Raw genomic sequence first — 11743 nt, 5'->3', positions numbered from 1 at the left:
ACCGCGCCTGGCGACGACACCTGCGGCCGGATGGCGGCAGGCAGGGTGCTTGCCGAGGGTCGGCCCGTGCGCTGCCGCCTGCCAGGCGAGCTGCTTTCAGCGAAGTGGCTGGCTGCCGAGATAGTCGCCCAGCGCCAGGTCGCGGCCCTGACTGGTCAGCCCGATCACCTGATAGCGCTGGTGTGGTTGGCCGTAGTCCATGCCCGGCGAGCCGGCTGGCATGCCCGGTACGGCGACTCCGGCCAGATCGTCGCGCTGCTGCAGCTCGCGGATCGCCGCCACCGGCACGTGGCCTTCGACGAACTTGCCGCCAATCACGCCGGTATGGCACGAGCCCAGGCGCGGCGGCACGCCGAGGCGCTCCTTGACCGGCAGCATGTTGACTTCCACATGGTCGCGCACCTCGAACCCATTGGTTTCCAGATACTTGATCCAGTCCTTGCAGCAGCCGCAGTTGGCGTCCCGGTGTACATCGATGACCTCGGCGGCCTGAGCCGCCCCGGACATCAGCAGTGCGGCGAGTACGGTGAGATGAGGTTTCATGCGTTTCTCCAGATCTGAGTTCAGCTGCAGCAGCAACCGCCGCTACATCCACCGGTGCGTGCGGCCGAGGCGCTGCGACGGTCCAGGGTTTCGGCGGGGTATCCGGCTTCGGCGAGCGCTGCGATCAGGTTTGCGTCATCGGCGCTGCCGTCGATCCGAACCAGGCCGCCGGCCAGGTCCACTTCGACGCGTTCGACACCCTCCAGCGCCTGCAGCGCCGCGGTGACATGCCTGACGCAGCCACCGCAGCTCATGCCGGTGACCTTGAGTCGAATACTGTTCATGGGTGGTTCCTCGCTTGCCAGTTCCAGGGAGCTGGCGCGATGCTCGACCTTGACGCCATGGCAAGGTCAAGCCTGATGTGCTGGGCCTCACGCTAACGCGAGCGGCCTGACGGGAGGCTGAGCGCAAGATTACTTTTCTGTCAGCTTCGTGGCGCAGCGGTGTGCGGCGCTGCCACACTTGCACCGTCCACCACCGATGGAATATCCGCATGAAACTGCTGGTCGCCGAAGACGAGCCGAAAACCGGCACCTACCTGCAGCAGGGGCTGAGCGAGGCCGGCTTCACCGTCGACCGCGTCACCAGCGGCACCGATGCGCTGCAGCACGTGTTGAGCGTGCCCTACGACCTGCTGATCCTTGATGTGATGATGCCGGGTCTGGACGGCTGGGAAGTGCTGCGACTGGTGCGTGCCTCGGGCAACGAGGTGCCGGTGCTGTTCCTCACCGCGCGGGATCGTGTCGAGGACCGGGTCAAGGGGTTGGAGCTGGGAGCGGATGACTACCTGGTCAAGCCGTTCGCCTTTTCCGAGCTGCTGGCGCGGGTACGCACCCTGCTGCGGCGCGGCAATGCGACGGCGCTGCAGACTCAGCTGCAGGTGGCCGACCTGCAGGTCGACCTGCTCAAGCGTCGCGCCACGCGCGCCGGTCAGCGCATCGACCTGACCGCCAAGGAGTTCGCCCTGCTGGAGCTGCTGTTGCGCCGGCGCGGCGAGGTGCTGCCCAAATCGCTGATCGCCTCGCAGGTGTGGGACATGAACTTCGACAGCGACACCAACGTCATCGAGGTGGCGATCCGCCGGCTACGGGCGAAGATCGACGACGGCTTCGAACCCAAGCTGATCCATACCGCGCGCGGCATGGGCTACATGCTCGACGAGCCGGACGCGCCATGATCCGGCTGTCGCTCACCGCGCGGCTGAGCCTGATGTTCATGCTTGCGGTCACCGGCGTGCTGGCGGCGGCCGGCTATTTCTTCGGCCAGCTCAGCGAGCATCACTTCGATGAGCTGGACCGCCACACGCTGCACGAGAAACTCGAGGCGAGCCGACGTCTGCTGACCGGCCTGGACGACCTGGAGCACTTCGAGCGCGTGCGGCCGCAGCTGCAAGTGCTGTTGGATGGCCATAGCGAGATGCGCGGCTTCGTTTTCGACGAGGCCGGCACGCAGCTCTTCCCCCGACCGGAGCAGCAGGCGGCGGAGCCGTCGCTGCTCATGCTGATCGGCGAGAACGAGGGTGAACTGACCCTGGAGGGCCGCGTCTGGCGGGGCGAAGCGGGGCATGTCGAGGTGGGAGGGCGGCGCCTGACGCTGCTGGTCATGCTCGATGTGACCGCGCACAAGGCCTTCTTCCATACCTTCAGCGGCTGGCTCTGGGCGGCGCTGGTGCTGTGCGCACTGCTCAGCGGGCTGCTCGGCTGGCTCCTGGTGCGCAGCGGGCTGCGGCCGCTGCGCGAGGTCACCCAGGTGGCGGCCTCGGTCTCGGCCAAGTCGCTGCGCGAGCGCATTCCCGATGACTCGACGCCGGCAGAGCTGCAGCAGCTGGTACAGGCCTTCAACGCGATGCTGGCGCGTCTGGAAGACGCCTTCGTGCGACTGTCGAACTTCTCGGCCGACATCGCCCACGAGCTGCGCACGCCACTGAGCAACCTGATGACCCACACCGAGGTGGCGTTGACGCGCGGGCGTTCGCTGGAGCAGTACCAGGACAATCTGCATTCCAACCTTGAGGAACTGCAGCGCATGTCGCGGATGATCGACGACATGCTGTTCCTGGCCAAGGCCGACAACGGCCTGATCGTCCCCGATGCCAAGCCGGTGGCGCTGGAGCAGCTCTGTACGCAACTGCTCGACTATTACCAGCTGCCGGCGGACGAGCGCGGCGTGCGCTTCGAGCTGACCGGTGCCGGTACCATCCACGGCGACCTGGCAATGCTGCGCCGCGCGCTGTCCAACCTGCTGTCCAATGCGCTGCGCTACACGCCGGACGGCGAGCTGGTCAGGGTCACCATCGAGCGCCGCGCTGAATGCGTGACGCTGGCGGTGACCAATCCGGGGGTGACCATCGCGCCCGAGCACCTGGAGCGGCTGTTCGACCGCTTCTACCGGGTCGACCCGGCACGTCGTGAAGGCAGCCCGAGTAACGCCGGGCTGGGGCTGGCGATCACCCGTTCCATCATCCAGGCACACCGTGGCGACATCAGCTGCCGTTCGGAACAAGGGTGGACAACCTTCTGTCTGCAGTTTCCCGTCTGATGTCGCGCCTGATGTTCCGAGCGGCCCAGACCGACACGAATCAACCAACGGAGAGTAGATGCTGACACTGAATATCGGCCCGCTGACCCTGGCCATGCCCCATGTGATCCTGCTCGGCAGCCTGCTGCTGGCCAGTCTGGTCGGCTGGCGGGTCGGCCGGCGCAGCGGTCGTAATCCCGAGCGGCAGCTGTTTCGCCTCCTGCTGGTCGCCGTGCTGGTGGCCCGGTTGGCCTTCGTCGCCACCTATTGGGCGTACTACCGCGACGACTGGCTGAGCGTCATCGATATCCGCGACGGCGGCTTCATTGCCTGGCCAGGGCTGGTCGCTGCGCTGGCGCTGGGCATCTGGTGGGGCTGGCGTGACAGCGGACTGCGCAGGCCGTTGGGCATCGCGCTGACGGTCGGCGTGCTGAGCTGGGGCTTCGGCAACCTGGCCTGGTATTCCTTCGAGCAGGGCACCCGCCTGCCGGAAATGGCCCTGCGCGACAGTCAGGGACGGCCGGTTGCGCTGGAGGACTACGCCGGCCAACCACTGGTGATCAACCTCTGGGCAACCTGGTGCCCGCCGTGCCGGCGTGAAATGCCGGTGCTGGCCGAGGCCCAGGCGCGGGAAAGCGATACCCTGTTCCTGTTCGTCAACCAGGGCGAGGGGGAGGGCGAAATCAATCGTTTCATGGAGCAGGCCGGGCTGGAACTGGACAACGTGCTGCTCGACAGCGGCGGCCGGCTCGGTCAGCACGTCGGCTCCACGGCGCTGCCCACCACACTGTTCTACAACGCCGAGGGGCGCCAGGTCGGCAGCCATCTCGGCGAACTCTCGCACGCCAGCCTGGCGCGTGCGCTGGAAACTCTGAAAGAGGCATCTACGCAGTGATTCGAACCAAGCCAATATCCTGCCTGCTGGCCGGCATCAGCCTGCTTGCATTTCCCGCCGTTCAGGCCGACGAGCTGCCAGCGGCGATCAAGGCCGTCGAAGCGCGCGGCGCCGAGATCGTCGGCCGCTTCGATGCGCCGGGTGGTCTGGAGGGGTTCGCGGCGCGCTACAACGGGCAGGGCATGGCGCTGTACCTCACGCCGGATGGCGAGCACGTGCTGATCGGCAGCCTGCTCGACGCCAAGGGCGAGGACCTGACCCGCGGACAGCTGGAAAAACTGGTGTACGAACCGCTGGGCAAGGAGATGTGGGCGCGCATGGCGGGCAGCAGCTGGATCGCCGATGGCAGGGGCGACGCGCCACGTATCGTCTATCTTTTCAGCGACCCGAACTGCCCGTACTGCAACATGTTCTGGAAGCAGGCGCGGCCCTGGGTGGAGGCGGGCAAGGTACAGCTGCGTCACATCATGGTCGGCATGCTGCGCGCCGACAGCGCCGGCAAGTCCGCTGCGTTGCTCAGCGCCAAGGATCCCCAGGCGGCGCTCAACGCGCACGAGGCGGCCGGCAAGGCGAGCAAACTCAAGGCGCTGGAGCAGATCCCGGCAGCGCTGGAAAAACAGCTCACCGACAACCTGATGCTGATGAGTGAACTGGGCGCCCAGGCCACGCCGGCGATCTTCTATCTCGACGACAACGATCGGCTGCAGCAGCATCAGGGCGCGCCACGCCCCGAGGCGCTGGAAACCATCCTGGGGCCGCGCTGACGCCAGTCCCTGGCCTGAAACCGCTCTCAACGATTCCCGCGCCCCCCGGCGGGGGCGTTCCGCTCCGCTCCGGCCCGCCGCCAGCTGCGCTGACGCGCGCCCGTGCATCAGAGTGCGCCGAAGACCTTCTTCGCCAGGCTGGTGGCTGCCGCGGCCGGGTTCTTGCGAATGCTCGCTTCCTGCTCGGCGATCACCGTGAACAGGCCGTTCAGCGCCTGTTCGGTCACGTAGCTTTCGATATTGGCGTAGTTGCCGTTCAGGCCCGCCGGAACCTTGGCCGCCACCGCGTTGTACTGCTGCGCCAGGCCGACCTGGTCGGTGGCCTGCTTGACGATGGGCAGGAACCTGGCGCGGATCTGTTCGCGGCTGGACTTGTTCAGGTACTGGGTAGCCGAATCGTCACCGCCGGCGAGAATCGCCTTGGCGTCCTGGACGGTCATCTTGCGCACGGCATCGAGCAGCAATTGCTGAGCCTGCGGCACGGCCTTCTCGGCGGCCAGGTTCATGCTGTTTTCCAGCTGCTCGACCTGGGCCCCCATGCCGACCATCTTCAGCATCCGCGAGGCCTTGCCGATGTTGCCCGGCAGCTCGATGCGCACGTTCGGGTCGCTGCTGAAGCCGCCCGGGCGTCCGAGCTGCTGCACCGCGACCTTGGCGCCCTGACTGAGAGCATCCTTGAGGCCGGCGCTGGCATCGCGCTGGGTCAGGTCGGCGAGCGACAGGGCGAAGGCACTGGCGGAGAGGGCCAGGCCGGCGACGAGAGTGGTGATGCGATACATGGTGGTTACCTTGCTGGCAGATGGGGCGTGTCTGGCGTTAGAGCGCCGGTGGACACTGACGTTGATGCTAGTGTATTCCCGGCGGCGCGACATCCAGGCGACGATGCGCTACCGTCGTGCCCCCGCAGTTCTGGAGACGTTTCACATGATCCGCCCCTACCGCCCCGATGACCTGGAAACGCTGCTGAGCATCTGGCTCGAGGCATCCAGCCGGGCCCATGACTTCGTCGCGCGCAGTTTCTGGGAGGCGCGGCTGGATGACATGCGCAACCTCTATCTGCCCGCTGCGCAGACCTGGGTCTACGAGCGGGATGGCACGCTGGTCGGCTTCGTGTCGCTGCTCGATGACATCCTGGCGGCGATCTTCGTGGCACCAGCGGAGCAGGGCGCAGGCATCGGCTCGGCCCTGCTCGAGCACGCCAAGCGCCTGCGCGAGCAGCTGAGCCTGACCGTCTACGCCGCCAACAACGCCAGCATCGCCTTCTATCGTCGTCACGGTTTCCAGGTCGCAGGCGAGCAACTGGACGCACACACCGGCCACCCGGAACGCCTGATGACCTGGCAGCGTCAGGCGTCGGGCGGCGGCGTCGCCTCGCTGTCGTCGTGATGGCGCTCCAGTGCGACCTGCCGGATCGACAGCCGAATCTCCGCCGGCAGCACGCGCTTGGCGGCACCCTCGGCCAGCTCCTCGAGCTTTTCGTGGTAGCCCAGGCGGCCGTTGGCATCCGTGCTGACCACACCCTGTTCCTGCATGCTCTGAATGAAGTGGCGGAACAGCGTCTTGTCGAAGAACTCGGGCGCGTTGAGCCCGTGGAGTATCGACAGGCGTTGGGCCATGACCGTGCAGAGATTCTCCAGCTCCTCGGCGCTCAGGCTGTGCTGGCCGCTGTTGAGCAGCAGCGAGGTGGCCATGTAGAAGCGCTGCAGGGTCTGCATCACCACTCGCGCCAGCAGGGTGAGCAGGACGAACTGCCGCGAACTTGGCGCCGGGCGCACGTAGTGGTTGCCGTCCACCTTGAGCAGCCCGTGCTCGACGAAGGCCGCCAGCCACTGATCGACCACCGCTTCCAGCTCCTCGACCTCCCAGCGCATGAACAGCTCGGCACGCAGATAGGGGTACAGCGCCTCGGTGAAACGCTGGATCTGCTCGCGGCTGATGCGTGAGCTGCTCTGGAAGAAGCTCGCCAGCAGTGCGGGCAGGGCGAAGATATGCATCACGTTGTTGCGGTAGTAGGTCATCAGGACGGCGTTCTGCTCGTCCAGATAGAGGATGTTGCCCAGTGCGTCCTTCTGCTCGGCGAGCAGGTCGAGGCTCTTCACGTAGGCGATCAGTGCGTTGCCGTCTCCCTCCGGCAGCGTGGTGTGCGGCGAATAGGGCACTGCGCGCAACAGCGCCTGGTAGAGATCGAGGATGCGTGCCAGGGATTGCTGGTCCAGCGCCTGACGGCTGGTGGAGAGCATCGCCAGCGCCACCAGGTTGACCGGGTTGACGGCCGCCGCCTCGTTGAGGCGCTGGGCGATGCGCTCGGCCAGGTGGTTGGTGGCGTCGTTCAGCCACTGCGGGCGATAGTCCGGCGCATAGGCCTGCTGGCGCCAGCCGGGTTGCTCCTGCTCGAGGAATTCGTTGAGCTTGAGCGGCTCGCCGAAGTTTACCCAGACCTGCCCAAAGCGCTGCTTGAGGGCGCCGATGACCTTGAAGATGTCGAAGATCGACTCCTTCTTCTTCGCCGCGCCGCGCAATTCGCCGAGGTAGGTGCGGCCCTCCAGCACCCGCTCGTAGCCGATGTAGACCGGCACGAAGAGGATCGGCAGGCGCGACGAGCGCAGGTAGCTGCGCAGGGTCAGCGCCAGCATGCCGGTCTTGGGTTGCAGCATGCGGCCGGTGCGCGAACGCCCGCCTTCCACGAAGTACTCGACCGGGAAGCCGCGGGTGAACAGGTTGTGCAGGTATTCGTTGAACACCGAGGTGTACAGCGGGTTGCCCTTGAACGAGCGGCGCATGAAGAAGGCGCCGCCGCGGCGCAGCAGGCTGCCGATTACCGGCATGTTGAGGTTGATGCCGGCGGCGATGTGCGGCGGGGTCAGGCCGTTGCGAAACAGCAGGTAGGAGAGCAGCAGGTAATCGATGTGGCTACGGTGGCAGGGCACGTAGATCACTTCGTAGCCGCGGACGGCGTCCTGCAACGGCTCGATATGGTTGACGCGGATGCCGTCGTAGATCTTGTTCCAGAACCAGGACAGCACAACCTCGAGAAAGCGCACCGCCGTGTAGGCGTAGTCCGAGGCGATCTCGTTGCCATAGCGCAGCGCCTTGGCCTCGGCCCTCTCGATGGGGATCTTCTCGCGTTCGGCTACCTCGCGAATCGCCTGGCGGACCTGCGGTGCGTGCACCAGGCCCTTCACCAGATTGCGCCGGTGCGACAGGTCCGGCCCGATCACGGCGGTTTTCTGGTTGCGGAAGTGCACCCGCAGCATGCGATGGACCATGCGCAGTGTGCGCTCGTGCCCCTTGTTCTGGGCGATGAGTTCGTTGAGCTGGATCGGCGCGGAGAACTGCACGCGCGTCTTGCGCCCCAGCACCAGGATGCTGAGCAGCTTGCGCAGGCGCCCGGTGACCGCCCAGCTGTCGGCGAACAGCAGCTTCCAGGCGCTGGTCTCGCGATTCGGCGACTGCCCCCAGAACACGCTGACCGGAACGATCTGCGCGTTCTCTACCGCGTTGTGCTCCAGCGCGCCGACCAGCCGCACCAGCGCCGGTGGTGCGACCAGACGGGTACGCCGGCCGAACCAGCTGGGTGCCGGATTGAGGAAGAAGAAGGCGGCCGGCTCCACCAGTTCGCCCACCGCCACATCGGCCACCGGGCGTGGCAGTCCGGCCTTGCTGCACTCGGCATCGAGCACGGCGAGATCGCTCAGCGAGGGTTGCTGCAGTACATAGAACACCGGCTTGCTGCGATCCAGCTTGAGGGTGAAGGCGGACTGGTTGATGGTCTCCGAGCGCACCCAGGTGTACAGCACACGGCGCACCAGGGAGAAGATCAGACGGCGAACGGGGGAGCGGGTCATACGGCGGATTCGACTGTGGAAGGGGCGGAGCCCTCGAAGGCGGCAAGTGTGCCCCAAGCGAGGTGGCCGGGCAAAACCTGCGCTGCCCTGTCAGTGCCTGATCCACACCGGTGTATGGCTGCCGGCAGAACTCGAGCGAAATCGGTCAACGCCCGTGCGGTTGCCCTCGTGCCGACAGTTGAGCCTCGATGGCGGGCTTGTCGATCACCGAATGGACTTCGACGATCTTCCGGTCCCTGAATTCATAGAAGACGTTCTCGGCGAACGAGACCTTCCGCCCGTCGATGTCCAGGTCGAGAAAACGGCCCGCCGGCGAGCAGTTGAAGCGCAGCCGGCTCGCGACATGCGGTGGCTCGCTGACCAGCAGTTCGATCTCGAAATGCAGGTCGGGAATGGTGGCGTAATCATTTTCCAGCATCTGTCGATAGCCGGCCAGGCCGATACGGTTGCCGTTATGCCGGACCTGGTCATGCACGAAACGTCCGAGCTCGGGCCAGTCCCGGGCATTGAGGCAGGCGATATAGGCGCGGTAAATGCTGGCCAGTTCTGGCGGGGTCATTGAAAGCCTCCGTTGCGGGATTCCGGTGTCCCGTTCGACACGTGCTTTGCCCGGATGAGCCACTCCGGCGCGTCAACGGGCACGAAGGCGAGCGCCGGCACAGGCCCCGGCCGCAAACAGCAGCGACCAGAGCAGCAGAAACGCGAAGCCCACGGCGAGCAGCGGGCTGAGGGGCAGGAACAGGAGCAGGTACAGCACCTGGCCGACGACGACCCCCAGGTACAGTGCCCAGCGTGGTCGCGGCACGATGAAGCCGGCCAGCACGCCTGCTGTAAACAGCGCACCACTGTAGTACAGGCCGTCGCCGTCCCAGGGTTCGGCCTGACCACTGGCCCAGGGCGACAATGCCCAGATGAAAGCGCCGGCGATAGAGGCGATCAGCAGCGCCTGCACGACCGGCCGGGCGCTAGGGCGCATCGGCTCGCCGCGCGTACCACGCATGGATCAGCCCGGCCTGGTAAAACGGCACGGGGCAGGCAAAGCCGCCGGCCTCGATGATGGACGCGACCTGCTCCGGGGGCCGTATCGCCACGTCACGGTCATAGGCGGCACGCATCTGCTCAAGACCTGCCGCGGGAATGCCGGCGAGGGTCATCATGTTCAGCCAGGTTTCCAGCAGCGCCGCATACGCTGGCGTGGTGACTTCCGCTGCCAGGTCAGAGCTGGCCAATAGCGCTCCCGGGCCGAGTCGGGCGGCTATGTCACGAAAGAAGCCGATGCGTACGTCGCGCTCGAGAATGAACTGGGATACCAGCAGGGAGGTTGCCGCGTCGAAGGGGGCCTGCTCAGGCAGTGTCTCCAGGTAGCCCTCATGGAACTGGCAGCGCTGTTCGATTCCGGCTCGTGTTGCCTTGTCGCGAAGGACGTGCAGCATCGCGCCCGATGGCTCCACCGCGGTGAAGGTCCAACCGGGTCGGCACTGGGCCAGGTGCAGAATTTCCTCGCCGGTGCCGGCGCCGATGCACAGTACCCGCGCCTCGGCCGGCAGCGGTGCGAACACCGCCTCCAGAAGAAAATGCAGGGCGTTGCGAATGGGCGCGGTTCTGGCCCAGCGCTCGTCGTAGCTGGCGGCCTGTTGATCGAATACCGCTTTGATCTCGTCGCTGCGCATGGCGGCTCCGTTTGGTGTGGTGTGGAACGCGGCGTCGCCGGGTTGCTGCGGCGGACCATTGGAAGAATCACTGGGCCGGGAGTATGCCCTTCGCCCGCAGCGCATCCAGCGCGATCCGCTGGCGCAGGGGCAGATCGGTCGCATCGCGGGTGTCCAGATTCAGCGCGAACAGCCAGGTGTCGGCGCCGGCTTCAACATAGCCGATGTACCAGCCGATGCCAGGATTGTCGCGAGCCGCCCAACCGGTCTTGGCATACAGGCTATAAGCCGGCGTGCTGTCGACGCGCATGATGGTCCTGAGGGTGTCGTAGCTCCTCGCCCGGTACGGCAGGCTGCGCGCGACCACCTGGCGCAGCAGACCCACCTGTTGTTCGGCGCTGACGCGCAGCGAGCCATCGAGCCAGAACTCGGTGACGTTGACAGGTTCGTGCAGCTGCCCGTAATGCGCCTGGCGGATGTGGCGCAGATAGGCCGCCGCGCCAACTCGTCGGGCCAGCCTCTGGTAGCACCAGACGCAGCTGACCCTGAATGCGCTCTTCAAGGTCTGGTCGCGGTTCCAGTCCTCTATCTCGTAACGGGTGCCGTCCCAGGGGATGATCTCGTCCGCCCCGGCGATGGCGCCTTCCTCCAGTGCGATCAGAGTGTTCAGCACCTTGAACGTGGACGCTGCGGGAAAAGCCGTGCCGGCGCGTTCATCGTTGTGGACGAAGCGCTGGCCCGTGGCGACGGACTCGATGACCAGTGTCCCCTCGACCCCCGCGCGTTCGAACAGACGGGCAATTGCCCCGTCCTCCGCATGGGCGAAGCCGGGAGCAGCGAGCAGTAACAGGGAGAGCAACAGGACGGGCATGACCAGGACCAGGTTGTAGGTGGGAGCGTGTTCGGACGGGGCTCAGTCGCCTGCAATCCGCTGCGCCCGATAGTCCACCTGCGAAAGACGGTACAGGCAGTGTGCGCGAAGTGGATGACCGATGGGTATGCTCGGATGCTCGAAGCGGCTCGCCTCGCGCATGCCGATTCGTTGCATGACCGCGCGCGAACGCTGATTGCCGAGCGTGGTGAAAGAGACGATTTCCGCCAAATCCAGCCTGTCGAAGCCCACCTCGAGCGCACCGCGCGCGGCCTCCGTTGCCAAACCTCTGTGCCAGTGCTGGAAGGCCAGGCGCCAGCCGATCTCCACGCAGGGCGAAAAGGGCAGCTCGGCGATCGGTATATGCAGGCCGAGGAAGCCGATGAACTCGGCGGATCCCTTCAGCTCCACGGCCCAGAAGCCCCATCCTCGCTGCTCGATCAGCGCCTGGCAGCGATCAGCCAGCGCATCGCTCTCGTCGCGCTCGAGCGGGGCAGGGAAATACTCCATGACCCGCGGGTCTGCGTTCAGTTCGGCAAAGGGCGCCCGGTCGCTCGGGCGCCATTGCCGCATGAACAGGCGTTCGGTTTCGAACTCGATCGGGTTCGGCATTGCAGTGCTCTCGGATCAAAGGAGGAGGCTGTTGCTCGCAGCTCCGT

General features: G+C 66.1%; 14 protein-coding genes. 5 read left to right on the top strand and 9 right to left on the bottom strand.

Annotated elements, in window-relative coordinates; translation table 11 throughout:
* Nucleotides 1-96: 96 nt before the first annotated feature.
* Nucleotides 97-543 (bottom strand): DUF411 domain-containing protein, encoded by a 447-nt coding sequence (locus tag VF716_RS01950; RefSeq protein WP_011913821.1) that lies wholly within the window; start codon nucleotides 541-543, stop codon nucleotides 97-99.
* A 20-nt stretch (nucleotides 544-563) separates the two neighbouring features.
* Entirely contained in the window at nucleotides 564-827 is a 264-nt protein-coding gene (locus tag VF716_RS01945) for a heavy-metal-associated domain-containing protein (protein ID WP_045158783.1), read from the bottom strand.
* Between the two features lie 209 nt (nucleotides 828-1036).
* Between VF716_RS01945 and VF716_RS01940 the strand changes: the two genes are divergently transcribed.
* The 4 genes from VF716_RS01940 to dsbG are packed head-to-tail and all read left to right on the top strand — an operon-like array spanning nucleotide 1037 to nucleotide 4719.
* A complete protein-coding gene (locus VF716_RS01940; protein WP_013983327.1) occupies nucleotides 1037-1720 on the top strand; it encodes a heavy metal response regulator transcription factor in 684 nt (227 codons plus the stop codon).
* The gene (locus VF716_RS01935; protein ID WP_125850124.1) at nucleotides 1717-3081 is read left to right on the top strand and encodes a heavy metal sensor histidine kinase; all 1365 of its coding nucleotides are present in this window, start codon (nucleotides 1717-1719) and stop codon (nucleotides 3079-3081) included. The genes VF716_RS01940 and VF716_RS01935 overlap by 4 nt, the downstream gene beginning before the upstream one ends.
* Before the next feature lie 58 nt (nucleotides 3082-3139).
* A complete protein-coding gene (locus tag VF716_RS01930) occupies nucleotides 3140-3955 on the top strand; it encodes a TlpA family protein disulfide reductase (protein ID WP_014597155.1) in 816 nt (271 codons plus the stop codon).
* Nucleotides 3952-4719 carry a thiol:disulfide interchange protein DsbG gene (gene dsbG / locus VF716_RS01925; protein ID WP_020307119.1) on the top strand — a complete coding sequence of 256 codons (768 nt, stop codon included), beginning with the start codon at nucleotides 3952-3954 and terminating at the stop codon, nucleotides 4717-4719. The genes VF716_RS01930 and dsbG overlap by 4 nt, the downstream gene beginning before the upstream one ends.
* Nucleotides 4720-4826: 107 nt before the next feature.
* On the opposite strand, the gene VF716_RS01920 is transcribed toward dsbG, so the two are convergent.
* Complete coding sequence (locus VF716_RS01920; RefSeq protein ID WP_017245808.1) at nucleotides 4827-5498, bottom strand: DUF4197 domain-containing protein; 672 nt, start codon at nucleotides 5496-5498, stop codon at nucleotides 4827-4829.
* A gap of 145 nt (nucleotides 5499-5643) precedes the next feature.
* Here VF716_RS01920 and VF716_RS01915 point away from each other — a divergent pair, with 145 nt between their 5' ends.
* A complete protein-coding gene (locus VF716_RS01915) occupies nucleotides 5644-6105 on the top strand; it encodes an N-acetyltransferase (protein ID WP_020307120.1) in 462 nt (153 codons plus the stop codon).
* Here VF716_RS01915 and plsB read toward each other — a convergent pair.
* From plsB to VF716_RS01885, 6 genes are all read right to left on the bottom strand, one after another.
* On the bottom strand, nucleotides 6066-8564 hold the full coding sequence (gene plsB / locus VF716_RS01910; protein WP_020307122.1) for a glycerol-3-phosphate 1-O-acyltransferase PlsB: 2499 nt from the start codon (nucleotides 8562-8564) through the stop codon (nucleotides 6066-6068). The two genes, VF716_RS01915 and plsB, sit on opposite strands and share 40 nt — an antisense overlap.
* Nucleotides 8565-8709: 145 nt before the next feature.
* Nucleotides 8710-9123, bottom strand: coding sequence for an ester cyclase (locus tag VF716_RS01905; RefSeq protein ID WP_011913809.1), 414 nt, complete (start codon nucleotides 9121-9123; stop codon nucleotides 8710-8712).
* A gap of 72 nt (nucleotides 9124-9195) precedes the next feature.
* Nucleotides 9196-9564, bottom strand: coding sequence for a hypothetical protein (locus VF716_RS01900; RefSeq protein WP_045158789.1), 369 nt, complete (start codon nucleotides 9562-9564; stop codon nucleotides 9196-9198).
* The gene (locus VF716_RS01895; protein ID WP_440551482.1) at nucleotides 9530-10234 is read right to left on the bottom strand and encodes a class I SAM-dependent methyltransferase; all 705 of its coding nucleotides are present in this window, start codon (nucleotides 10232-10234) and stop codon (nucleotides 9530-9532) included. The genes VF716_RS01900 and VF716_RS01895 overlap by 35 nt, the downstream gene beginning before the upstream one ends.
* A 67-nt stretch (nucleotides 10235-10301) precedes the next feature.
* Nucleotides 10302-11072 (bottom strand): class D beta-lactamase, encoded by a 771-nt coding sequence (gene blaOXA, locus VF716_RS01890; protein WP_419185007.1) that lies wholly within the window; start codon nucleotides 11070-11072, stop codon nucleotides 10302-10304.
* 54 nt (nucleotides 11073-11126) lie between these two features.
* Complete coding sequence (locus VF716_RS01885; RefSeq protein WP_095460448.1) at nucleotides 11127-11696, bottom strand: GNAT family N-acetyltransferase; 570 nt, start codon at nucleotides 11694-11696, stop codon at nucleotides 11127-11129.
* Nucleotides 11697-11743 lie beyond the last annotated feature (47 nt).

It is taken from the genome of Stutzerimonas sp. Brlt_14, assembly GCF_051948915.1.
Classification (GTDB): Bacteria; Pseudomonadota; Gammaproteobacteria; order Pseudomonadales; family Pseudomonadaceae; genus Stutzerimonas; species Stutzerimonas stutzeri.
This window is presented reverse-complemented; position numbering and strand designations above follow the sequence as displayed.